The organism is Vibrio sp. 1401 (genome assembly GCF_033340295.1).
Genome location: NZ_JAWOWF010000005.1, coordinates 17,551 through 41,606 on the forward strand (window position 1 = coordinate 17,551; position 24,056 = coordinate 41,606).

Annotated in this window: 18 protein-coding genes; 11 read left to right on the forward strand and 7 right to left on the reverse strand. The window is 45.9% G+C overall.

The window, feature by feature from the left end:
* Positions 1-20: 20 nt before the first annotated feature.
* Positions 21-1,280: an inorganic phosphate transporter gene (locus R7Z77_RS04195; RefSeq protein ID WP_005379898.1), complete on the reverse strand. Its 1,260-nt coding sequence runs from the start codon at positions 1,278-1,280 to the stop codon at positions 21-23.
* Positions 1,281-1,411: 131 nt separating this feature from the next.
* A complete protein-coding gene (locus R7Z77_RS04200; RefSeq protein WP_005379896.1) occupies positions 1,412-2,092 on the reverse strand; it encodes a TIGR00153 family protein in 681 nt (226 codons plus the stop codon).
* Between the two features lie 212 nt (positions 2,093-2,304).
* On the opposite strand from R7Z77_RS04200, the gene R7Z77_RS04205 reads away from it, so the two are divergent.
* Complete coding sequence (locus tag R7Z77_RS04205; protein ID WP_005379894.1) at positions 2,305-3,837, forward strand: inorganic triphosphatase; 1,533 nt, start codon at positions 2,305-2,307, stop codon at positions 3,835-3,837.
* 41 nt (positions 3,838-3,878) lie between these two features.
* Here R7Z77_RS04205 and R7Z77_RS04210 read toward each other — a convergent pair whose 3' ends face one another.
* Complete coding sequence (locus R7Z77_RS04210) at positions 3,879-4,652, reverse strand: potassium channel family protein (protein ID WP_005387432.1); 774 nt, start codon at positions 4,650-4,652, stop codon at positions 3,879-3,881.
* Positions 4,653-4,757: 105 nt separating this feature from the next.
* On the opposite strand from R7Z77_RS04210, the gene R7Z77_RS04215 reads away from it, so the two are divergent.
* The 3 genes from R7Z77_RS04215 (at position 4,758) to hldE (ending at position 10,469) form a co-directional block, all read left to right on the forward strand.
* Entirely contained in the window at positions 4,758-6,014 is a 1,257-nt protein-coding gene (locus R7Z77_RS04215) for a methyl-accepting chemotaxis protein (RefSeq protein WP_005379890.1), read from the forward strand.
* 113 nt (positions 6,015-6,127) lie between these two features.
* Positions 6,128-8,971 (forward strand): bifunctional [glutamate--ammonia ligase]-adenylyl-L-tyrosine phosphorylase/[glutamate--ammonia-ligase] adenylyltransferase, encoded by a 2,844-nt coding sequence (gene glnE, locus R7Z77_RS04220; protein ID WP_318136607.1) that lies wholly within the window; start codon positions 6,128-6,130, stop codon positions 8,969-8,971.
* 67 nt (positions 8,972-9,038) lie between these two features.
* Positions 9,039-10,469 (forward strand): bifunctional D-glycero-beta-D-manno-heptose-7-phosphate kinase/D-glycero-beta-D-manno-heptose 1-phosphate adenylyltransferase HldE, encoded by a 1,431-nt coding sequence (gene hldE, locus R7Z77_RS04225; protein WP_017633601.1) that lies wholly within the window; start codon positions 9,039-9,041, stop codon positions 10,467-10,469.
* A gap of 177 nt (positions 10,470-10,646) precedes the next feature.
* Here the strand turns inward: hldE and tolC are convergent, their stop codons facing one another.
* Positions 10,647-12,011, reverse strand: coding sequence for an outer membrane channel protein TolC (gene tolC / locus R7Z77_RS04230; protein WP_017820248.1), 1,365 nt, complete (start codon positions 12,009-12,011; stop codon positions 10,647-10,649).
* 229 nt (positions 12,012-12,240) lie between these two features.
* On the opposite strand from tolC, the gene nudF reads away from it, so the two are divergent.
* The 6 genes from nudF to parC all read left to right on the forward strand — a co-directional run bounded on the left by nudF (position 12,241) and on the right by parC (position 19,253).
* Positions 12,241-12,891 carry an ADP-ribose diphosphatase gene (nudF, locus tag R7Z77_RS04235; protein WP_017820247.1) on the forward strand — a complete coding sequence of 217 codons (651 nt, stop codon included), beginning with the start codon at positions 12,241-12,243 and terminating at the stop codon, positions 12,889-12,891.
* Positions 12,891-13,334 carry a DUF1249 family protein gene (locus tag R7Z77_RS04240; protein WP_017633603.1) on the forward strand — a complete coding sequence of 148 codons (444 nt, stop codon included), beginning with the start codon at positions 12,891-12,893 and terminating at the stop codon, positions 13,332-13,334. Before nudF ends, R7Z77_RS04240 begins: the two co-directional genes overlap by 1 nt.
* Positions 13,335-13,395: 61 nt before the next feature.
* Positions 13,396-14,202: a 3',5'-cyclic-AMP phosphodiesterase gene (gene cpdA / locus R7Z77_RS04245; RefSeq protein ID WP_005387419.1), complete on the forward strand. Its 807-nt coding sequence runs from the start codon at positions 13,396-13,398 to the stop codon at positions 14,200-14,202.
* A gap of 47 nt (positions 14,203-14,249) precedes the next feature.
* On the forward strand, positions 14,250-14,834 hold the full coding sequence (gene yqiA, locus R7Z77_RS04250) for an esterase YqiA (RefSeq protein ID WP_017820245.1): 585 nt from the start codon (positions 14,250-14,252) through the stop codon (positions 14,832-14,834).
* A gap of 249 nt (positions 14,835-15,083) precedes the next feature.
* Positions 15,084-16,964, forward strand: a complete 1,881-nt coding sequence (gene parE / locus R7Z77_RS04255; RefSeq protein ID WP_005387417.1) for a DNA topoisomerase IV subunit B — start codon at positions 15,084-15,086, stop codon at positions 16,962-16,964.
* A 3-nt stretch (positions 16,965-16,967) separates the two neighbouring features.
* Positions 16,968-19,253, forward strand: coding sequence for a DNA topoisomerase IV subunit A (gene parC, locus R7Z77_RS04260; protein ID WP_318136608.1), 2,286 nt, complete (start codon positions 16,968-16,970; stop codon positions 19,251-19,253).
* A gap of 37 nt (positions 19,254-19,290) precedes the next feature.
* Here the strand turns inward: parC and degS are convergent, their stop codons facing one another.
* The 3 genes from degS to zapG form a co-directional block, all read right to left on the reverse strand.
* Positions 19,291-20,355, reverse strand: coding sequence for an outer membrane-stress sensor serine endopeptidase DegS (gene degS / locus R7Z77_RS04265; RefSeq protein ID WP_017633606.1), 1,065 nt, complete (start codon positions 20,353-20,355; stop codon positions 19,291-19,293).
* 190 nt (positions 20,356-20,545) lie between these two features.
* Positions 20,546-21,913: a Do family serine endopeptidase gene (locus R7Z77_RS04270; protein ID WP_025768400.1), complete on the reverse strand. Its 1,368-nt coding sequence runs from the start codon at positions 21,911-21,913 to the stop codon at positions 20,546-20,548.
* Between the two features lie 201 nt (positions 21,914-22,114).
* Complete coding sequence (zapG, locus tag R7Z77_RS04275; RefSeq protein ID WP_005379861.1) at positions 22,115-22,558, reverse strand: Z-ring associated protein ZapG; 444 nt, start codon at positions 22,556-22,558, stop codon at positions 22,115-22,117.
* Between the two features lie 195 nt (positions 22,559-22,753).
* Between zapG and zapE the strand changes: the two genes are divergently transcribed.
* Entirely contained in the window at positions 22,754-23,857 is a 1,104-nt protein-coding gene (zapE, locus tag R7Z77_RS04280) for a cell division protein ZapE (protein ID WP_262646474.1), read from the forward strand.
* Positions 23,858-24,056: the final 199 nt, after the last annotated feature.

Consider the following 24,056-nt stretch of genomic DNA (forward strand, 5'->3'; position numbering starts at 1 on the left):
ACATTCTATTGACGAGTGTCTTAAGCGAACATCGCTTGAAGTCCGTAGAAGAATACTACGGCCAATAACGCACCCGCTGGTAGTGTAACGATCCATGATGCCACGATGTTACGAACTACGCCTAGGTTCAGTGCTGCGATACCACGAGCAAAGCCAACACCGAGAACCGCACCAACCAATGTTTGAGTGGTTGAAATTGGCAGGCCTGTACCAGACGCTAGAACTACTGTACATGCTGTTGCTAGCTGTGCTGCAAAACCGCGGCTAGGCGTTAGCTCAGTGATGCCTGTACCAACAGTTGCCATTACTTTGTGACCTAGTGTTGCAAGACCGACCACGATACCAATACCACCAAGAGGTAGAATCCACCAAGCGATGGTGCTTTTCGTGCTGATTTCGCCCATGTGTTCAACAGTCGATACGACAGCAGACAGCGGACCAATGGCGTTTGCAACGTCGTTTGAACCGTGTGCAAATGCCATCGCACAAGCGGTGATAACCATCAGAACGCTGAAGATACCTTCCACGCCAGAAAAGCTGCGGTCCTCTTCGCGATTAGCGAATTTTTTCTGGATGTATACGTAGCCGCCAATCATCACAAGTGCTGAAACTGCTGCTGCCCACATCCAGGCTTCACCATTGGTCAGGTGAAGACCAACGTGTTTTAGACCTTTTTTGATGGTTACAAGTGCAATCACCATTGTTGTGATGAACATGTAAACAGGTACAAAACGTTTCGCGTTAAACAGAGGGTTCTCAGTATCAAAAATCAGGCGTTGTGCGCTGACAAAGATAACGTAAGCAAAGAAACCTGAAATCACTGGCGTAATAATCCAGCTACCAACAATGCCTTGAACGCTGCCCCAGTCAACCGCTTCAGTACCTACTGATACGCATGCAAAACCAATGATTGCACCGATGATTGAGTGAGTCGTTGATACTGGCCAGCCCATGTAAGAAGCAAGAAGCAGCCATGTACCTGCTGCTAAAAGCGCAGACATCATGCCGTAGACAAGAACATCTGGTTGACTAGCAAATAAAGAAGTTTCGATTACACCTTTACGGATAGTGTCGGTTACTTCACCGCCTGCAAGGTAAGCACCTGCAAATTCGAAGATCATCGCAATGATGATAGCTTGTTTTACAGTTAGCGCTTTTGAACCTACAGATGTACCCATCGCATTAGCAACGTCGTTCGCGCCAATACCAATCGCCATCATGAAACCAAAAATCGCTGCAACAATAATCAGGACAGTGCCGTAGTTCGCAAGGATATCCATCGTAATACCTAGTTGTTTTATAACAAGCGGAACAAAATTTTACGCGCGCCAAACCATAAGACGATGAAAATAGTCATCGTCCCTATGACACGTGTTAATTATGCTCTTCGTTATGTCGTTAACTTTATGTTTTAAGATCGAGATAGCATGACTTCCAAACGAGCACCTACGCGCTGCGCTTGGTCGGCAATACCACCTACCCATTCAAGAATCTTGTATAGGAACATGACATCGATAGGGTTCATGTCAGCTTCAATCACCATCAACTGTTGGCGAAGTTCAATCTGCATGGCATCGGTATCATCTTCGATAACGTCTAATTGATGAATCATTTCAGCGACGAGCGTCACTTCACGGCCTTTGAAGCCGGTTTCTAGCAATTCATCAAGTTCATTGATTACCTTTTGCGCCTGATCGGCAGCATCAAGACAACGTTGAACGTAAGCGAGGAAGTTTGGTTGGAGAGCCTCAGGGATGACAAGTTGACGACCATATACACGGCCAGCAATGTCTTTTGCCAGGTTTGCAAGTTTGTCCTGTTGAGTCAAAAGCTCAAGCATGTCAGTACGGTCGACTGGCATGAACAAACCGCGAGGCAGTTTTAGACGGATTTCACGTTTCAGCACATCCGCTTCTTTCTCTAGGTGAGAAATTTGTGCACGGATTTCTGCTGCTTTTTCCCAATCACCCTTTGAAGATACTTCAAAGAATTTCACCAAGTGTGAACAACATTCGTTGACACACACAACGTGGCGTTGCAAAGGCTTAATTGGGGACTTTGCAAATAACCCCATAATTGTATTTACTGGCATGGTCATTCAACCTAATAACTATAACCTTAAAAAAACATACACCATTTCTGAGTGCTTGGCGAAATGTTGAACGATGGCTATAAAGGCGCGCATGGTAACGCATTAAATCGCTCATTAAAACTGTTTTAGATCATCAATCCGGCGATATTTCTCTCTTGCCGTGTGAGAAATTACGCAATATCCTGTTTCTATCTGCTTTGAAAGGTATAGCTATGGAAACCGAAATAGAACTGAAGTTTTTTGTTTCTCCTGAATTTTCAGAAACTTTAAAAGAAAAAATTTCTGAGACAAAAGTACTTCAGCATAGTTGTCGTGACTTGGGTAACACCTATTTTGATACTGCCGATAAATGGCTTCGAAAGCACGACATTGGTTTAAGAATTCGCCGTTTTGATGATGTATTCGTCCAAACCGTAAAGACAGCAGGACGCGTCGTCGCAGGCTTACATCAAAGACCAGAATACAATGCTGAGCACACTAGCGACGAGCCTAATCTGTCGCTTCATCCTCTAGATATTTGGCCTCCAGGTAAAGATGCAGAAACGCTGCAATCCGAGCTTATGCCATTATTCTCGACCAACTTCACACGTGAACAATGGCTGATTGGCATGCCCGATGGCAGTCAGATTGAAGTTGCTTTTGACCAAGGCTTAGTTGTAGCCAAAGGTGAAGACGAAGAAGAGAAGCAAGAGCCAATTTGCGAAGTTGAACTGGAACTTAAGTCTGGCCAAACCGAAGCTTTATTCACACTGGCACGCAGCTTTTGCGAGCAAGGTGGTATGCGCTTGGGTAACTTGAGCAAAGCGGCGAAAGGTTATCGACTTGCAAGCGGTTATGCGGGTGATGAAGTAAAATCATTGGCACTTGTGGACAGTAGTCCGACGGATACCGTTGAATTTTGCTTGATCAACTCTTTAGAGCACGCTTTGTCTCATTGGCATTATCACGAGCAAATTTATGCGGAGCGTGACAGCGTGGAAGCACTGCGTGAAATCAGTAATGCCATTCGTTTCATTCGTCAAACATTGACCATTTTTGGCGGGATTGTCCCTCGTCGCGCGAGCGCGATTCTGCGCCAAGAGCTTAAATGGTTGGAAGAAGAACTGAGTTGGTTGGATGAGCATGCACACCTTGAAGAGCTTTTAGATGACAAAGGCAATGTGCTGCGCAAGTTGGATGCACGTAAGTTCTTAGTATCTGAGTTGACTCAGCAGTTACAAGAGTTGCCAAGCCGTGAAGAAGTGCTAGGGTTGCTCAATTCCGCGCGTTACACAGGGTTACTGCTGGATCTAAGCCGCTGGATCTTAGCGCGCGGTTGGCAGCCATTTCTTGATGAAAAAGCACGTGAAAAAATGGCAAGTAATATCATGCCGTTTTCAGTTACTCAGCTCGATCGCACTTGGGCTGAGCTAATGGAAGCTTTCCCAGCAGAGCGCGATTTGACGGCGCAAGAGTACGTTGATCAGCGTTATCGCTTATTGCGTAACCTCTATACTGGTATTGGTTTCGCGAGTTTGTATAACTCGGATGAGCGTAACAGCTTCCGTTTACCATGGGCGGATCTAGTGCATGGTATCGATGATCTGCTAATGCTGAACCACTTACTCCCGTTGGTTGATATGCTGGAAGACGCAGAAAAAGAGCAGTTAGAACGCTGGTTGCACCGTCAAGAGCGCTCAATTTTGCATGCAATGGATCAAACCCGAGCGATCAGTGTGGAAGTTCAGCCTTATTGGCGTGAATGATCGTTCTGGTGATAAGAACAAAAAAATAGGACCGCATGGTCCTATTTTTTTGTTTCTGTTTTACGTTGTTGTAGCTCTTTTTCCATGAAATCGAGTCGTTCTAGTATTTGCGCTTGTTGGCTTAGGAGCTGCTCGAGCATACGTTCTTTATTGATTGAACTGTGCGTCTGTTGTTTCGTTGGGGCAGTAAGGATAGAGGTGATAAGACCCGAGATCATACCAAAGATACCCACCCCGCAAACAATGATGATGACAGCCAAAAACTTTCCTATGGAGGTCACAGGATAATGATCGCCGTAACCAACCGTTGAGATCGTTACAAATACCCACCACAAAGCATCGGCGCCAGTGCGAATATTCGCTTCTGGGTTTTTCGCTTCGATAAACAGCATTGCACTAGAACCGAGCGTTATGAGTATAACCATCAATAGCAGTATAGAGGCGACCGTAGTTTCGCGGCGGTTTTCTTTGAGCTGATGCAAAATGAACTTTGACGAACGCAGTACTAATACCACTCGCATAATATGAAAAATACGAGCAAAGCGCAGGGGCTCTATCAATGGGATGCTCGCCACGAAATCTATCCAATGACGTTTAAGGAATAACCAGCGATCTGTGGACCGGATCAAATCAATGGTGAGCTGTAGTAGAAAAATACTACAGATTATGAAATCCAGACCGATAAGAACTTGACGGGTTTCGTGATCGATCGGGAAAAACAACAAGCCAGAGATCACAAATAGTGCCATAAAAGACAATATTAGTGACAACAGGCCCATCGGTCGTGTGCTGTCTTTGATATCATTGTTTTTCATACGAAGCTCAAAATAAATCGCGTAACCACGCAAAGCGCGAACATAACTATAAGTAATATAAAGATTATAGATAAAGACTATATAAGACTCGGTGGAGAACTGACAATGGAAAAGCTGGCATTTAAGCCATGGGAAAGGGTCATATCCGACATTCGACTGGTGCCTAAAATGGTCATGTTGATGGTCTTCAGTACTGTCCTGATCGTGGCAAAACAACTGTGGGACGCAAACACTTTTTACGACTCACTTTTAGCGGCGACACAAAACGCGCAAGTTGCCCAACAGCATTATGAAGCATACTTAACGCAAGTTGCTTGGCAAACCGCCTTATTGATAGTGGTTTTTGTCGTGCTCTTATTAGCGGCGGCTAGAGTGATGTTGCGTCAAACACAGTATCTGAGCGACGCGATCAAACTGATGGCGAGCAAGAACCTCTCTGTTCCATTTGGTATGGATTGTAAAGATGAATACGGAGACGTGGCACGTGAATTAGAAAAGACACGTCGACAATTGCACGATGTGATTCAAATGCAAATTAATGCGTCTGATGAATTATCAACGCTCACCGAAGTCATGACACTGAGCATGTCGGAAACTAAGGAATCGGCGCAAGAAGAGTTTAACGAAATTGATCAACTTGCTACGGCGATGAGTGAAATGTCGTCGACGGTCCAAACGGTTGCGGAACATGCCCAGACGGCATCTTCTCTGACAGAGCAAGCTTCCGCACAAGCAATTTCTGGTCAGCAGTTCTTGCAAAGTACAATGGCGAAAATGAGTGAACTTTCGTCGGATATCGCTTCATCGGCACAAGCGGTTAACCAAGTTGAAGAACGTGTTGAAGCCATTGGTAGCGTTGTAGGGACGATTCAAGGCATTTCTGAGCAAACCAACCTGCTTGCACTGAATGCGGCGATTGAAGCGGCGCGAGCTGGCGAGGCTGGGCGGGGTTTTGCTGTGGTTGCAGATGAAGTTCGTAACCTTGCCCAACGTACACAACAAGCGACGGTAGAAATTCAAGAGATGATCGCACAGCTGCAAACCAGTGCTGAATCTGCGGTAGAACTCATGGAAAAAAGCGTTGTGGAAGCGGCAGATGGAAACGAGCTGGTTTCTAATGCTGGATCTGAGCTTGATGGTATTGTTGGGCAAGTGACGCAAATCAATGACATGAACTTCCAGATCGCGACGGCGTCTGGTCAGCAAAGCAGTGTTGCAGAAGAGATGAGCCAAAACCTCACCAATGTACGTGAGTTGGTGGAAGCCTCAGTTGTTGTCGTTACCGAGCTGCTAGAAACCTCTGAAATGATGCAAAATAATGCAGGTGAGCTAGACAAGAAGATCAAATCTTTCCAAGTTTAATATTCGATCCCGAACTTTTGATAAAACGCCCACAAACCTTTTGTGGGCGTTTTTATTTGCTTTCAGTCTGGTATAAAGAATGAGTTACCGTGCTTTTCAAACAAGGAAGAAAAATGCAGCTGCCTTCGCCACTGATTTCTATCGCTGAATCTGCCGTACAGAACGCCCAAGACGCAGGTTATTTTCCCCTTTGGCCCGATGAGGTTGCGCAGCAATTTCGTTATGTGGCGGGCTTAAGCCAATTTATAACCGAAGCCATTCATCGCGATGAAGTCCTAGCCCGTGAGTTGCCAAGTATGTTAGCGCAGCCAAGTCGTCAGGAGTCTTACCGCTCACGCCTTGCTGAACTGTTGGAACAATGTCCTGATGAGATGTCTGGTCATCGCGTGTTGCGTCAGTTTCGCAACCGAGAAATGGTGTACATTGCGTGGAAGGATTTCACGCATGCATGGTCTCTAGAGACGTCTTTAAGCCACTTATCTGAGTTGGCAGAAGCGATGATTTTTGAAACCTATCAATGGCAATATCAAGTGTGTTGTCAGGAGTGGGGCACGCCAACAAGTGAGGACGGTGAAGTGCAGCCGATGTTAATTATCGGCATGGGGAAACTAGGTGGTGGCGAGTTAAACTTTTCTTCCGATATTGATCTAATTTTCACGTATCCAGAGAATGGCGAAACCCAAGGCGCACGCCGCAGCATTGCCAATGCCCAGTTCTTTACTCGTCTTGGTCAACGCATCATCAAAGCGCTCGACCAACAAACCTTCGATGGTTTTTGCTACCGCGTCGACATGCGACTTCGCCCATTTGGAGAAAGTGGCCCCTTGGTAATGAGCTATGCCGCACTTGAAGATTATTACCAAGAACAGGGGCGAGATTGGGAACGTTACGCGATGATCAAAGCTCGGGTGATGGGATGTGAGATGTACCCGCAGTATCAAGAGCTACGCCAAATGCTGCGCCCTTTTGTTTTTCGTCGTTATATTGATTTCAGTGCGATTCAATCTTTGCGACGAATGAAGTCGATGATCAGTAGCGAGGTTCGCCGCCGAGGTTTGAATAACAACATTAAGCTAGGTGCGGGTGGCATCCGAGAAATTGAATTTATCGCTCAAGTTTTTCAATTGATTCGAGGTGGTCGAGAGCCTTCTTTGCGTAATCGAGGGCTGTTGGAAACGCTGCAAGGCATTGAAGAGCTGGCATTGCTTACTCCACAAGAAGTCAGCGATCTAGAAGCCGCATACAAGTACTTGCGTCAATTAGAAAACTTGTTGCAAGCAATGGCGGATAAGCAAACCCAGACGCTGCCTGATTGCGAAACCGAACGCTTAAAGCTCGCCACTGCGATGAAAATGAGCTGTTGGGAGCAATTAATTGAGCAAACCCAGCAGCATATGGCAAATGTTCACCAAGTTTTTGAATCACTAATTGGTGATGATGAAGAAGACGAGGGGACTACCGTTGCTCGTCATTTTCATGAGCTATGGGATATGGCCGACAAACAAGACGTTCTTGAGCATATCTTGCAGCAGGATATTCAGATTGAAGACTTTGCTTCATGCGCGAAAACCATCATCAACTTTAAAACCGATCTGGCCAAAAAAACGTTAGGCCCACGTGGACGCGAAGTGCTCAATCGTTTGATGCCGAAAGTGTTTGATGCGGTCTTTGCCCATCCTGATGCACAGTTTGGTTTATCTCGTGTACTTCACTTGCTACACAACATCTGCACTCGCACAACTTACTTGGAATTATTGGATGAGCATCCAGCGGCTCTGGTGCAGCTCGTACGTTTGTGTACCGCAAGCCCAATGATTTCAGAGCAGCTGTCTCGTTATCCTATCTTGCTTGATGAGTTAATCGACCCTGCGCAGCTATACAATCCCATTCCATTAGACAGTTACCGTACAGAGCTGCGTGATTATTTGGCGCGTATTCCTGAAGATGATATGGAACAGCAAATGGAAGCGTTGCGTCAGTTTAAGCAAATTTGTATTTTGCGTATTGCAGCGGCAGATATTGTTGGCGCATTGCCAGTGATGAAAGTGAGTGACCATTTAACTTATTTAGCGGAAGCTATCGTGGATGCGGTGATCAGTCAGGCTTGGTTGCAAGTGTCTGAAAAGTACGGCGAGCCAACGCATGTGAAAGATCGTGAAGGTAAAGGCTTTACTGTAATTGGTTATGGTAAAGTCGGAGGGTGGGAGCTCGGCTATAACTCCGATTTGGATATTGTCTTCATGCATGACTGCCCCGTCAATGTCTACACTGACGGCAAGAAAGAGATTGATGGTCGTCAGTTCTACCTTCGTTTAGCACAGCGTATCATTCATATTTTCTCCACTCGCACCGCTTCCGGTATTTTATACGAGGTCGATACCCGATTGCGTCCGTCCGGTGCATCGGGTTTGTTGGTTAGCCCAACAGACGCGTTCGACGACTACCAACATCAAGACGCGTGGACATGGGAACATCAAGCACTTGTCCGCGCGCGCATGATTTATGGTGATGAACCACTGGCAATTGCATTTCACAATACGCGGCATGATGTGTTGTGCAAAGCACGCGATCAAGCTGAACTGAAAAAAGACGTTGTCGAAATGAGAGAAAAAATGCGCGGTCATCTTGGGGGGAAAAAGCCAGGCCGCTTTATGCTCAAGCAAGATGTAGGTGGGATTACCGATATCGAATTTCTCGCTCAGTACCTAGTGCTCAACTATAGTCACGATAAGCCGAAATTGACGCGTTGGTGTGATAATGTGCGCATCTTTGAAACGCTCATTGCGCAAGATGTTATGGACGAAGACCAAGCAATGCAGTTGATACGTGCTTACACGACAATGCGAAACGAAATACACCGCCGAAATCTACTTAATTTAGACGCTGATGTGGTGGAAGATAAGTTTGTTGCCGAAAGGGAGTGGGTAAAACAGGCTTGGAATCAGTGGTTCAGTTAAGACCATATATTTAGCCTCGATAAGGGCTGTGATAAACTCACTTCGATTTAATTTTTGGAGACCAACAATGAAACCAATTCTACCTGATTACAACAGCGCTGGTGTGCTCATCATCGGTGATGTCATGCTAGATCGTTACTGGTATGGCCCAACCGGACGCATTTCTCCTGAAGCGCCGGTTCCTGTTGTAAAAGTAGAAAACAATGAAGAGCGTCCCGGTGGTGCTGCGAACGTTGCGATGAACATCGCATCACTAGGTGGCCATGCTCACATTGTTGGTCTAACTGGGGAAGATGAGCCTGCAAAAGTGCTGACGGAGACGCTGAGCTCACTCAATGTGAAGTGCGATTTCGTTGCACTGCCTGATTACCCAACGATTACGAAGCTTCGCGTAATGAGCCGTGGACAACAGCTTATTCGTCTCGACTTCGAAGACAAGTTTGAAAACACAGATTCTGCGCCAGTGTTATCTCGAATGGATGCCGCACTGCCAAACGTTAAAGCCGTGATTATGTCTGACTACGCAAAAGGTTCGTTAGAGCATGTTCAGGCATACATTCAAAAAGCGCGCGCAGCAAATATTCCGGTTTTCATTGACCCGAAAGGTGCTGATTTTGAACGTTACCGTGGCGCAACACTTCTTACGCCAAACATGAAAGAGTTCGAAGACGTTGTAGGTAAAGTGAAATCTGACCAAGAGCTAGTAGAGAAAGCACTGGCTTTGGTTGAAGAGTTTGAATTTGAAGCGCTTTTAGTGACACGCAGCGAAAACGGAATGACCTTGATTCGTCGTGGCCAGGAACCGTTCCACCTTCCAACTCAAGCGAAAGAAGTGTACGACGTGACAGGTGCGGGCGACACGGTTATCTCTGTATTGGCAGCGTCTGTTGCCGCAGGCAAATCATTTGAAGAAGCGTGTGCATTAGCAAACGCAGCGGCAGGTGTTGTGGTTGGTAAACTAGGCACGTCAACGCTTTCTGAGATTGAATTAGCAGAAGCGGTACATGGCAGCCAAGACACGGATTACGGTGTGATTTCAGAAAAAGCACTGATCGAAGCGGTGAAAAAAGCACGAGCTCGTGGCGAGAAAGTCGTTATGACAAATGGCTGCTTTGATATTCTGCACGCTGGGCATGTGTCTTACTTAAACCATGCTGCTGAACTGGGCGATCGCCTAATCGTTGCGGTAAATACCGATGAGTCAGTAAAACGCCTTAAAGGCCCTGGTCGTCCGGTAAACCCAACCGATCGCCGCATGGCGGTGTTGGCAGGTTTGGGCGCTGTGGATTGGGTTGTACCATTTAGTGAAGATACGCCGCAGCGTTTGATCTCAGAAGTTCTACCAAGCTTGCTAGTAAAAGGCGGTGACTACAAACCAGAAGAGATTGCTGGTGGTAAAGAAGTCATTGCGGCGGGTGGTGAAGTTCGTGTATTGAACTTTGAAGATGGCTGCTCGACCAGTGAGATCATTAATGCAATCAAAGGCGGTAAGGGCTAAGCCTGCTGTTTGTTAGCATTGAAATGCTATTTGCTCATAAAGGTCGCTAAGTGCGGCCTTTTTGATACTTGATGCTCAGAGACACTTTTAGGCTCTGAACTACAAGTAATAAAAAACGCCAGCTGATAACTCAACTGGCGTTTTTATTTATTAAGACCTGAAGTATTCAGTTAGCGGTTATTTTGCCGCTTTCAAACCTGCATCAACGTCCAAGATGTCTTGTTCGCTTAGCGTACCAACTGCTTGGCGTAGCTGAAGAACACTTAAAATGTAGTCGTAACGAGCGTTCGATAGGTTTTTGTTCGCATCGTATAGACGACGAGTCGCGTCCAGTACATCAACGATAGTACGAGTACCTACATCAAAGCCAGCTTCTGTTGCTTCTAGTGCAGAGCGTGCAGAAATAACCGCTTGCTCATACGCACGTAATGCGCCGATAGAGGCGTTAATGTTGTTGTTTTGTGCGCGAACATCTTTGACTACGCTACGGTACTGTGCTTCAAGATCTTCGCTTGCTGCCACGTATGCGTATTCAGCTTGTTTGGTTTGAGAGGTTACGTTACCACCTGTATATAGCGGTACAGCAAGGTTCACACCGATATTGAAGTTGTCACTAGTACGGTCACTATTGGCATTGCGGTTTAGGCCACTATTGAATGTGTTGTCCGTTCCTGAGTAATCTCCGTAATTGTAACCACCATCTAGAGAGAGCGTTGGTAAGTGGCCAGAGCTTGCTAGTGAAATATTGTCACGCGCGATGTCTTGAAGAATACGTGAAGATAGCAAGGTCAGGTTTTTGGTTTTTGCTTCATCAATGAGTGATTCAGCTGGTACGGTCGATGGGCTAGCGGTGAAGCGGCCAGTATCCAAAATGTTGAGATCTTTGTGCTCTTGGCCTGTAATTTCACGCAGTGACTCGTAGCTATTAGTTAGCGCGTTTTCTGCCAACACTTCGTCCGCTAGCACTTGGTCGTACTGAGCTTGTGCGTCATGCACGTCAGTGATTGCAGACAAACCTACTTCAAAACGCTGTTTAGTTTGCTCTAATTGACGACCCACTGCGGCTTTTTCTGCTCGTACGAAAACAAGATTATCTTGCGCGCGTAGAACTTCAAAATATGCTTGTGACACGCGAAGGATCAGTGCCTGTTGCGTCGCTGCGTAAGTCGCGTCTGCTTGGCGAGCGCTTTTCTCAGCAGTATCTAGAGAGATCCAAGATGCGCGATTGTATAGAGTTTGTGAGAAACTTACCCCAGCAGTTAGAGCATCTTGATCATTCGATGATTTGCCCAGAGCGCCATCGTTATAATCGTTGTCACCACGAGTTAAATTGTAACCCGCAGTAAGGTTAATTTGTGGTAATAGAGCACTACGGCTTGAGGTGATTGCTTCGAAAGCTTGGTCACGTTGTGCTGCTACACTGAGCAATTGTGGATCATTTTGTTTTGCCAAGTCGTAGATTTCAGCCAAAGAGTCTGCGAACGCAGACGTACTCATGCTACCTAGCGCTGCACTGATAAATAGTGGAAGCAATTTTTTCATTTTCTATTCCCGCGGTCCATAGATTGGTTAATTCTCAGTAGTTTAACTCAATTTGCACGATATTTACTCTAAAGTTTGCACTTTTTTACACGTAATTATCCACTTGTGCAATAAATTTTTAGCAAAGACTTAAATTAATTTGTAACTATTATACAAAAAGTTGAGCCAAGTCCTTTGAGCAAGCGAATAACAATGAGTAAACTACAGGATTCACTCAGAGAGGTGTTGAATGCAACAGCGTGACAAACAACAACAAGATTTTACTTCGCGAGATGTAAAAGTCATCTCGAAAGAAACCTTATTTGAAGGTTTTTTCAAAATGGTGAAATACCGCTTTCAGCATAGGCTATTTGCTGGTGGTTGGAGTGGAGTTGTCGAACGAGAAATGTTCGAGCGTGGTCACGCAGCAGCGATGCTTCCTTATGATCCAAAGACGGACCAGGTCGTAATCATTGAACAGATTCGTATTGGCGCGTTGGAACATGAACACCCTTGGCAGCTAGAAATTGTCGCCGGTATGATTGACCGCGATGAATCTGCTGAAGCCGTAATTCGTCGAGAGGCTGTCGAAGAAGCGGGGATTCAGGTGGGGCGCGTTGTACCTGTCACTTCTTATTATCCTTCGGCTGGTGGTTGCTCGGAAAAGCTAGACGTCTTTGTTGGTGAAGTGGATGCGTCTAAAGCGCACGGCATTCATGGTTTAGACTATGAGAATGAAGATATCCGAGTTCATGTCATGAGTCGTGAAACGGCGTATCAATGGGTGAAGGACGGGAAATTTGAAAATGGTGCGTCGATTATTGCGTTGCAATGGCTGCAATTACACCATCAAGAGTTAAAGTCAGAATGGGGACAATCCCAAACGGTGGAGAGTGAGTAATGGCACAATTGGCTGAAAAACAACAATATCATGTTGATTTAGCTGGTCTTATGAGAACGTATGAGACCAACTACGCTAAGTTGAACGCCTTATTGCCTGCTTCTGCCGAAGTTGGGGATGTACGTTGCTACCAAGCGGCGAACATGGTTTACCAATTGACCGTGAATGAAATCACAAAATACACCACAGTTGTTGAGATATGTCAGAGTGATGAAACGCCAGTGTTTCCTTTACCGACGATGTCTGTCAGGCTTTATCATGATGCGAGAGTAGCCGAAGTATGCTCAAGCGGAGAGTTCTCTCGCATAAAAGCTAAGTATGATTATCCCAATGACCAACTGATGCAGAAAGATGAAAAGCATCAATTAAACACATTCCTCGGTGAATGGCTGACGTTTTGTTTACGAAGTGGTATCAGTAGAACACCACTTGCCTTCAATTGATCGTCACGTCACTAAAGGAAAATAACAAATAACGATATAGTGGACGAATCAGGTTTTCATTTTGCAATCATCTAGTGACAGCATCAAACTTTTACAAATTACGGATACTCATCTGTTTGCTGCCGATGAGGGAAGTTTGCTAAGCGTAAAAACAGTCGATAGCTTTAATGCTGTTGTTGCTGATGTTTTACGCCGCAACGTGGCGTTTGATTACATCTTGGCGACGGGCGATATTTCCCAAGACCATAGTGCAGAATCTTATCAGCGCTTTGCCAACGGCATTGAACCGCTAGAGAAAGACTGCTTTTGGCTACCTGGTAATCATGATTACAAGCCTAATATGGGCAGTGTTTTGCCTTCGCCACAAATCAAAGCCGCAGAGCATGTGTTGCTTGGCGAGCATTGGCAGTTAATTCTTTTAGACTCGCAAGTTGTTGGCGTTCCTCATGGGCGCTTGAGTGATCAGCAATTAACGCTACTCGAAGAAAAGCTAGCCGAACACCCAGAAAGACACACACTTGTTTTGTTGCATCATCACCCGTTACTGGTGGGAAGCGCGTGGCTTGATCAACATACTTTAAAAGATGCCGAAGCGTTTTGGCAGGTTGTCGAGCGTTTTGATAACGTGAAAGGCATTCTCTGTGGTCATGTTCATCAAGATATGAATGTGCTTCACAAGGGCATTCGAGTGATGGCAACACCCTCAACTTGTGTTCAGTTTAAGCCTAACTCGGATGATTTTGCCCTTGATACCACTTCGCCTGGTTGGCGGGAGCTGCAACTACACGCTTGTGGCGATATTACGACCCAAGTAGGTCGGCTTCCTGATGGCCAGTTCCAACCAGACTTCTCTTCTAACGGCTACTAACGCGCCCGAGCTCTCTGTTCGGGCTCGCTTTTTTGTGCGAGATATCTATGAGTAAACCTTCACTTCTTCTCTATATCCATGGCTTTAATAGCTCTCCACTCTCCATGAAAGCGAATGTGATGAGAGCCTACTGCGAGCAACATAGGCCTGATATTAAGGTGATTGTTCCCCAGTTACCTTGTTATCCTCAGCAAGCGGCGAAAATGTTGTTGGATATTATCGAGCAATATAAAGACGACTATAAAATTGGTCTAGTGGGCAGCTCATTAGGCGGTTTTATGTCAACGTGGCTAAATGACAAGTTTGGGTTTAAAGCGGTAGTGGTCAACCCCGCAGTCAAGCCTTATGAGTTGCTAGTAGATTATTTGGGTAAGCAAACTAACCCATATACGCATGAAACCTATACACTTGAAGCTTGTCATATTGACGAGTTAAAAGCTCTTGATGTACAAAGCATCGCGTCGCCACATTCTTTTTGGTTATTGCAACAAACAGAAGATGAGGTTTTAGACTATCGACAAGCGGTAGATAAGTTTGCAGACGCTAAGCAAACAGTAGAACAAGGCGGTGATCACAGTTTTGTAGGCTTTGAGCGTTATCCTGCACAGATTATCGAATTTCTAGAACTGTAATTCGAAAGCGATTGGAAAAGGCTCATAGTTTTTATTGATATATCCAACCGTTTCTTGACATGGGCGGTATGCTTTCCGACTATGTTTTGCCAAAAGATCTTAAGGGTCGAGGACCCTGGCTACTTTGTTATGCATCATGTTTACAAACTCTTAGTGATGTGAACAGGGTGGCTTTTTCGTTTCCTGAGTATGGGTACGCCCATTGGTGATACTCAGACAACAAGTAAACTTTGAGAATAATTCCGTATTATGACTGAACAATATAATGCTGGTGCCATTGAAGTACTGAATGGCTTAGAGCCAGTACGTCGCCGACCAGGGATGTATACGGATACAGCGCGCCCAAACCATTTGGGCCAAGAAGTTATCGACAACAGTGTCGATGAAGCGCTAGCCGGACATGCCTCAAAAGTACAAGTCATCCTACATGCTGACCAATCACTCGAAGTGATCGATGATGGTCGAGGCATGCCTGTTGATATCCACCCAGAAGAGAAAGTATCAGGCGTAGAGCTAATTCTATGTAAGCTACATGCGGGTGGTAAGTTCTCTAACAAAAACTACCAATTCTCTGGTGGTTTGCACGGGGTAGGTATATCTGTAGTAAACGCGTTGTCAAAACGCGTTGAAGTAACAGTTCGTCGTGATGGTCAAGTGTATGAAATTGCATTTGAACACGGCGAGAAAGTGTCTGATCTGACCGTAACTGGCACATGTGGTCGTCGCAATCGCGGTACCAGCGTACATTTCTGGCCTGATGCGAAGTACTTCGATTCGGCTAACTTCTCTGTGACGCGCTTAGTCAACAACCTGCGCGCAAAAGCGGTTTTGTGTCCGGGCTTAGAAATCACATTAACCGACAAAGTTAATGGCAAAGACTATAAGTGGTACTACGAAGACGGTCTTAAAGACTATCTTGCGGAAGGTGTAAAAGGCTATCCAGTTATTCCTGAAGAACCATTTACTGGTGAGTTCTTGGCGGATACTGAAGCGGCAAACTGGGCGGTAATTTGGCAGCCAGAAGGCGGTGAAATGATCACCGAAAGCTACGTTAACCTAATCCCAACCGCTCAAGGTGGTACGCACGTTAATGGTTTACGCCAAGGCTTGTTGGAAGCGATGCGCGAATTCTGTGAGTTCCGTAATCTATTACCTCGTGGTGTGAAGCTAACGGGTGATGACGTTTTCGACCGCTGTTCTTACGTGCTGTCGGTTAAAATTCAAGATCCACAATTTGCAGGCCAGACCAAGGAACGTCTCTCTTCTCGTCAAACCGCGGCATTTGTCTCTGGCGTTGTAAAAGATGCGTTCAGTCTTTGGTTGAACGAAAAGCCTCAGCTCGCAGAGCAATTGGCAGAAGTCTGTATCGCTAACGCGCATCGTCGTATGCGAGCGGCGAAAAAAGTCGTACGTAAGAAAGTGGCTTCTGGCCCGGCACTGCCAGGTAAGTTGACCGACTGTTCTGCACAGGACTTAAGTCGCACGGAAATCTTCTTTGTGGAGGGTGACTCTGCGGGTGGCTCGGCAAAACAGGCACGTGACCGTGAATTCCAAGCCGTGATGCCACTACGTGGTAAGATCTTGAACACGTGGGAAGTCTCTGCCGATCAAGTTCTTGCGTCTCAAGAAGTACACGATATCTCAGTTGCTTTGGGTATTGACCCAGATAGCGACAACCTCGAGAGTCTTCGTTACGGTAAGATCTGTATCCTTGCCGATGCGGACTCGGATGGTCTTCACATCGCAACGCTGCTTTGTGCTCTATTTACTCGTCACTTCCGCGCACTAGTGGAAGCGGGTCATATCTATGTGGCGATGCCGCCTCTGTATCGAATCGACTGCGGGAAAGAAGTGTTCTACGCCCTCGATGATGATGAAAAAGATGGCATTTTAGAGCGCTTGTCGAAGAAGAAAGCCAAAATCAACGTGCAACGATTCAAAGGTCTGGGTGAGATGAACCCACTTCAGTTGCGTGAAACCACCATGGATCCGAACACGCGTCGCTTAGTGCAGTTAACCATTGACGACTCTACGGCGACCATGGAAATGATGGACATGCTGCTAGGTAAAAAGCGTGCAGATGACCGTCGTTCTTGGCTACAAAACAACGGCGACTTGGCAGAGGTGTAACGGATGTCTACAGAAATTACCTACGATGGCGTCGAACAATTGCCAATGCGCAAGTTCACTGAAGACGCTTATCTGAACTACTCGATGTACGTAATCATGGACCGCGCCTTGCCATACATTGGTGATGGCTTAAAGCCGGTTCAACGACGCATCATTTATGCGATGTCAGAGCTTGGTCTCTCTGCATCAGCAAAATACAAAAAATCTGCACGTACCGTTGGTGACGTGCTAGGTAAATACCATCCGCACGGTGATTCAGCGTGTTACGAAGCGATGGTATTGATGGCTCAGCCATTCTCTTACCGCTATCCATTAGTGGATGGTCAAGGTAACTGGGGTGCGCCAGATGATCCGAAATCATTTGCGGCAATGCGTTATACCGAAGCAAAACTGTCTAAGTTTGCTGAAGTATTGCTTGGCGAACTTGGTCAGGGCACGGTTGAATGGCAACCTAACTTTGATGGCACAATGAAAGAGCCACAAATGTTGCCAGCACGTCTGCCTCACATCCTGCTTAACGGTGTAACCGGCATTGCCGTTGGTATGGCAACAGACATCCCACCGCACAACGTTCGTGAAATCGCGGAGGCGACTATTCATTTGATCGACAACCCGAAAGCAGAACTGCCTGATGTGATGCAGTTCGTTAAAGGTCCGGATTACCCAACAGAAGCAGAAATTATCTCGCCGCAAGCGGATATCGAGAAGATTTACCGCAACGGTCGTGGCAGCATCAAAATGCGCGCGGTTTGGCATAAAGAAGGCTCTGATATTGTTATCACTTCTTTGCCTCACCAAGTATCGGGTGCCAAACTGCTTGAGCAAATCGCTAACCAGATGCGTGCGAAGAAGCTGCCAATGGTTGACGATCTTCGTGACGAATCGGATCACGAGAACCCAACGCGTATCGTTGTGGTGCCTAAGTCAAACCGCGTCGATTGTGATTTGTTGATGAACCACTTGTTCGCATCAACGGATCTTGAGCGCAGTTACCGCGTTAACTTGAACATGATTGGTTTGGATAACCGTCCTCAAGTTAAAGGTCTGGTGCAAATTCTGTCTGAGTGGATCGAGTTTCGTCGTACGACTGTGCGTCGTCGTCTACAACACCGCCTAGACAAAGTAATGGCTCGTCTACACATCTTGGAAGGTTTGTTAGTTGCTTACCTCAACCTAGATGAAGTGATTGAGATCATCCGTACTGAAGACGATCCAAAAGCGGTGCTGATGGAACGCTTTGGTATTACCGATATCCAAGCGGATGCAATTTTAGATACCAAACTTCGTCATCTAGCAAAACTAGAAGAGATGAAGATCCGTGGTGAGCAAGACGAGCTAGAGAAAGAGCGTGAGAAGCTAGAACAGCTACTCGGTTCTGAGCGTCGTCTGAATACACTACTGAAAAAAGAAATCAAAGCAGACGCAGAGAAATACGGTGATGACCGTCGCTCTCCAATGGTTGAGCGTGCAGAAGCAAAAGCGCTGACTGAACGTGACCTCGTACCAAGTGAGCCAATCACGGTTGTGCTTTCTGAGAAAGGTTGGATTCGTCACGCGAAAGGCCATGACGTGGATGCCGAAGGCTTAAACTATAAGTCGGGTGATAAGTATTTAGCGCATGCTCGAGGTAAGAGTAATCAGCCTGCGGTATTCCTAGGTAGTGACGGTCGAAGTTACTCTCTGGAATCGCACTCACTGCCTTCTGCTCGTAGTCAAGGTGAGCCGATTACCGGTCGCTTGAATATTACGGCTGGTAGCAGTATTCGCCAAGTCATCATGAGTGAAGAAGATCAGCTGTGGCTGGTGGGCTCAGATGCAGGTTACGGCTTTGTATGTAAAGGCGCGGACTTGCTGTCTAAAAACCGCAGTGGTAAAGCGCTCGTCACTTTACCTGCCAACTCTGAGATCATGACGCCAAAAGAGATTGAAGATTTAGACTCTGATGAAATCTTAGCAATCACTAACCAAGGTCGCATGCTGCTGTTCCCAATCAAAGACTTGCCACAACTGGCGAAAGGTAAAGGGAATAAGATCATCAACATTCCTGCTGCTAAAGCAAAAGAGCGAGAAGAAGTACTATCTCACTTAATGTCTTTACCAAAAGGTGCATCGTTAACGCTGTACGCGGGTAAGCGAAAGTTGGGTCTTAAACCGTCTGACCTTGATAACTTCCGTGGCGAACGTGGTCGCCGAGGCGGGCTACTACCGAGAGGTTTGCAGCGAGTCACTCGCATTGAAGTTGAGCTAGATGATTCCGATACGACGGAAACACCGAGCGATAGCGAGTAACGCACAAATAAAAATCCCAGCCAATGGCTGGGATTTTTTATGCTTCTTGCTTGTCTTCGGCAATGGTGACTTTCAAGGTCATCTCTTTTCCTTTGCGAATGATACCGACGTCCACGGTGGTGCCAGGACGTAAATCGGTGACGATATCCATAACACTCTGACGCCCTTGCACTTTATTGCCATCAATACTGATAATGATGTCCTGCTTTTGGAAGCCTGCCGCATTGGCTGGACCATTTGGATCAATACCAAGTACGACAATACCACCTATGTGTTCATTTCCAAGTAGGCGAGCAGTGACCGCATTAATGTCTTGGCCGTCGATTCCAATATAACCACGAATCACGCGGCCATCAGCGATGATTTTCTGCATGATCTTACTCGCTAGCGGCGCAGGGATCGCAAAAGAAATACCGTAAGTTTCTAAGTCTGTCGCTTGCTGAAAAGAGGCGGTGTTAATGCCGACGAGCTCGCCTTGTGTGTTCACTAGGGCTCCACCAGAGTTACCTTCATTGATGGCGGCATCGGTTTGAATGAATGCTTGACGACCGTCGCTAATAGATGAACGACCTGTGGCAGAAATAATGCCGAACGTTGTGGTTTGTCCAAGGTTGTATGGGTTACCGATGGCTAGTACTACATCGCCCACTTGTGGTTTGTAATTAGAGTTCAGAGGGATTACGGGCAAATTCGAACCTTCGACACGCAGCACGGCTATATCAGTACGTTTATCTGTCCCTACGAGCTGAGCCGCTGCGGCTCTGCCGTCTTGTAATGCCACAACAATTTGATCAGCTTGAGCAACCACATGATAGTTAGTAATGATGTAGCCTTTCTCACTAACAATGACACCTGACCCCAGACCTTGAGTCGAGAGTTTACTGCGATCATTCTCAACATACTTACGGCTGTAGATGTTTACCACTGCAGGCGCTGCTCTTCGGACCGCTTGATTAAACGTCAATTCGACTGATGCGATATTAACAGGTTGAGGATCAAGCGCGGCAGGAATTACGTTGTTGCGCAAAGATGGAACCGCCAGTAATACCACTGCGGCAGTAGCCAAGCCTAAAAAGACAGAACGTAATAAAAAGCTGAGCATATCCTCTCCATGCGTGAGCGCCAAAATGGCATCGAAGATGAAGAATAGCATTACATTGAAAAATAACAAAAGGGCAGCACGTCATCGCGCTGCCCTTTTCATTAGTTATTGAGCGATAAGGAAAAGTGATCGAGCCTTATCACTCAGTACTATGCATCGAAAACCTTATTTCCTATCACTTTGAAAGTGGTTAACGAATGACAAGATAAATAGTACGTTCACCACGTTGAATATTAAGAGCCAGTACACCTTTGTGTTTCTCTACGATTGTACGAAGCTCGGCAAGGTTTTTCACTCGTTGACGGTTCACACCGATAATAATGTCACCTTGTTGTAATTGATATTGAGCTGCTGGAGAGTTATCTGCAACGCTCGATACTTTAACACCTTGAATTACATCACTTGGTGTTGTATTGCTTAACTCCGCACCTTTGAGTCCCTCATGTAATGTCTCCGCTTTAGCTTTCATATTCGTAGATTCGCCAAGCGTTACATCAAAGGTTTTATTCTTACCATCTCGAACCACACCTAATGTGATTTCTTTACCTGCGCCCAGTGTTGCCACTTTTGCGCGGAGCTCTGAGAAAGTATTAATCGCTTTGCCGTTCACCGATACAATTACGTCACCGGCTTTTAACCCTGCTTTATCGGCTGCGCTGTCCGGTACGACTTGACCAATAAAGGCCCCTTTACTCGACTCGTAACCCAATGCATCAGCTAGCTCAGAGGTTACTTCGCCACCTTGCACACCCAACATGCCGCGTTTGACTTCACCAAACTCTAGAATTTGATCGGTGAGGTTTTTCATCATGTTTGATGGAATCGCAAAGCCAATACCCACATTACCGCCGTTAGGGCCTAAAATCGCAGTATTAATACCGATCAGCTCACCATTAAGGTTGACCAATGCACCACCAGAGTTACCGCTGTTAATTGCGGCATCGGTTTGGATGAAGTTTTCGAAGTTTTCAACGTTTAAGCCACTGCGGCCAAGGGCTGAAACAATACCCGAAGTTACGGTTTGACCGAGCCCAAATGGGTTACCAATCGCAACCGTAAAGTCACCGACACGCAGTTTGTCGGAATCCGCGACTTTAATCTGCGTTAAGTTTTTCGCTTTCTCTAATTTAAGTAACGCAACATCGGCCATTTCATCACCGCCAACGAGCGTAGCGTCATACTCGCGCCCGTCAAAGAGGCGAACTCGAATCTCATCTGCGCCCTTGATCACATGGTAGTTAGTGACAATATGGCCTTTCTTCGCATCAATAATGACACCAGACCCTAAACCTCTGAACGGGCGCTCTCGCCTTTGTTCCATAGGAAAATCTGGGCCAAAGAAAAATTGAAATTGCTCGGGAATGCGGCTGGTTTGTACTTGTTTACCTTCTACAGCAATACTCACAACAGCTGGGGTCACCTTCTCAAGCATTGGTGCCAAGCTAGGTAACTGTTGGCCATCCACATTCAAAGGTAATGCGGCAGTGGCTTGAACTGGGGCAATAATCGAACCCAAACTCAGAGATAGAACGGTGAGCGCAAGCAGTGGTTTTTTCATCCAATAACTCCTCTTGAAACATGTCTGCCAAAAAGAAATATCCGAACGGTTAGTTCACTTTGTTAATAACTAATATAGGGTCTAGTTCGGACAATCAAAAGGGGGAGGCAGTGCACACCCAAGTTAGAGCGAAGGTGAGGGGAAAAAGTTCAAAAAAGGGCCGATACAAATGTATCGGCCCTAGATAGAAGTAAGAGAGGATTATGATGCTTTTGCGGTTACCGCTTCGGGAGCATTAATGATTTCTTTCTCTTGATCCTTCAAAAGACCGGTGGCGCCATTAGCGTAGTCTTTTGGTTGTTCGTTAAACTCTGGTTGATCTTCTGCAATGGTTTCAGACGACATTGCCGTTTTCTTATCAAACGGGTTGTCTTGTTCTGGTAAGTTTGGCAAAAGCTCAGAAGAGGTCTTGGCCATATGTTGGTATAGCTTGGTGTAATCTTTACCTAGGGTGTCCAACATTTCTGCGGTTTGTGCAAAGTGATCGACGAGCTCTTGACGTTGTTGCTCTAATTCAAACTTGGCCGCTTCAAGTTCTTTCTGCACAGACTTTTGTTTCTTGTATTCAGGGGTGGTTAGTCTACTAATGACTACGCCTACGATTGTACCGACCAGCAAACCCACAATGGCATAAATCCAAGGCATAACTGCTCCTTATAGTTGTTTTAACAAGTCTTTTACTACTTAGTTACACGCGGTGCTCGTCCATGTTACTATGGCTTGAACAGCCGATAAAGAAAAATAGCAGTATGTCTTCGGGGACTGATAACTACTTCTCTCTATTCTCAAAGTTGACCCCGAGGTAACCCTTTTCTCTATACCTCTATACGACTTAATACGATGACACCACTACAACAATATCAAAAAGACATAGCAGAACACGGGTTTCAGCGTGATGAAGCTCAGTATCAAGCGGTCGTTGCATTAGACAAGCTTTACCATGCTATCGTTGAATTTCAGTCAGCGCCTGTGCCTCAGCTTTCCAAATGGCAAAAGCTAATGGGGAAAAAAATCGACAAGCCTGAACCACCAAAAGGTCTTTACTTTTGGGGTGGGGTAGGTCGCGGTAAAACCTACCTTATGGATGCATTTTTTGATGCTTTACCGACCCAAAGAAAAATGCGCGTCCACTTCCATCGATTTATGTATCGAGTACATGATGAGTTGAAGCTGTTAGGTGATGTCGAAAATCCGCTATCAAAAGTGGCGGATAAATTTAAAGAAGAAGCCGATGTGGTTTGCTTTGATGAATTTTTTGTTTCCGACATTACTGATGCGATGATCCTTGCAACGCTACTTCAAGAAATGTTCAAGCGGCAGATGATCCTAGTCGCGACTTCAAACATTGAGCCGCAGAACTTATATCGTAACGGTTTGCAAAGAGCGCGCTTTTTGCCCGCGATCGATATGATTTTGGCACGTTGTGAAGTGTTGAATGTCGATAGTGGCGTTGATTATCGCTTAAGAACGTTAGAACAGGCTGAAATATACCATTACCCGCTTGATCAGCAGGCTAGCATAAACCTTAACAAATATTATCAGCAGCTGACTGGAGAGCGTCAGTTTGTTGCTCATCAAATCGAAGTGAACCACCGTCAACTAGCGGTGATTGAAGCAAGCGACGGGGTGCTGCATGCGTCGTTTGCTCAGTTGTGTCAAACTGCTCGCAGTCAAAATGACTACATTGAATTGTCTCGTATTTACCACACGGTATTACTGGCAGATGTTCAACAAATGAACCGAAAAATAGATGATGCGGCGAGACGCTTTATCGCGCTGGTCGATGAGTTTTACGAGCGCAATGTTAAGTTGATTATTTCTGCTGAAGTGCCAATGGCCGACTTATATACTGACGGGCAGTTAGAGTTCGAATTTAAGCGCTGTTTGTCTCGGCTTACTGAGATGCAAAGTCATGAGTATCTCGCGCGTGAACATTTGGCCTAGATCCAATGGGTTCTTAAAAAAGTGAAGAAAAAATTAGTGATTTGGCGCAAAAAAAGGTGATTTTTTCTTCGCTCTTCTCTATAATCCTGCGACCCACCGTTACTGCAGACCTGATTATCGAAGTTATTTCGAAATTGAAGGTCGAGAGTACCAACGACTCGAAGGGGTGATGACTGGGCTCTTAGACAGTGTGGGAGCA

Coding starts and splice junctions, on each gene's coding strand:
- R7Z77_RS04195 (WP_005379898.1), bottom strand. CDS start 1,280: ATGGATATCCTTGCGAACTACGGCACTGTCCTGATTATTGTTGCAGCG.
- R7Z77_RS04200 (WP_005379896.1), bottom strand. CDS start 2,092: ATGCCAGTAAATACAATTATGGGGTTATTTGCAAAGTCCCCAATTAAG.
- R7Z77_RS04205 (WP_005379894.1), top strand. CDS start 2,305: ATGGAAACCGAAATAGAACTGAAGTTTTTTGTTTCTCCTGAATTTTCA.
- R7Z77_RS04210 (WP_005387432.1), bottom strand. CDS start 4,652: ATGAAAAACAATGATATCAAAGACAGCACACGACCGATGGGCCTGTTG.
- R7Z77_RS04215 (WP_005379890.1), top strand. CDS start 4,758: ATGGAAAAGCTGGCATTTAAGCCATGGGAAAGGGTCATATCCGACATT.
- glnE (WP_318136607.1), top strand. CDS start 6,128: ATGCAGCTGCCTTCGCCACTGATTTCTATCGCTGAATCTGCCGTACAG.
- hldE (WP_017633601.1), top strand. CDS start 9,039: ATGAAACCAATTCTACCTGATTACAACAGCGCTGGTGTGCTCATCATC.
- tolC (WP_017820248.1), bottom strand. CDS start 12,011: ATGAAAAAATTGCTTCCACTATTTATCAGTGCAGCGCTAGGTAGCATG.
- nudF (WP_017820247.1), top strand. CDS start 12,241: ATGCAACAGCGTGACAAACAACAACAAGATTTTACTTCGCGAGATGTA.
- R7Z77_RS04240 (WP_017633603.1), top strand. CDS start 12,891: ATGGCACAATTGGCTGAAAAACAACAATATCATGTTGATTTAGCTGGT.
- yqiA (WP_017820245.1), top strand. CDS start 14,250: ATGAGTAAACCTTCACTTCTTCTCTATATCCATGGCTTTAATAGCTCT.
- parE (WP_005387417.1), top strand. CDS start 15,084: ATGACTGAACAATATAATGCTGGTGCCATTGAAGTACTGAATGGCTTA.
- parC (WP_318136608.1), top strand. CDS start 16,968: ATGTCTACAGAAATTACCTACGATGGCGTCGAACAATTGCCAATGCGC.
- degS (WP_017633606.1), bottom strand. CDS start 20,355: ATGCTCAGCTTTTTATTACGTTCTGTCTTTTTAGGCTTGGCTACTGCC.
- R7Z77_RS04270 (WP_025768400.1), bottom strand. CDS start 21,913: ATGAAAAAACCACTGCTTGCGCTCACCGTTCTATCTCTGAGTTTGGGT.
- zapG (WP_005379861.1), bottom strand. CDS start 22,558: ATGCCTTGGATTTATGCCATTGTGGGTTTGCTGGTCGGTACAATCGTA.
- zapE (WP_262646474.1), top strand. CDS start 22,754: ATGACACCACTACAACAATATCAAAAAGACATAGCAGAACACGGGTTT.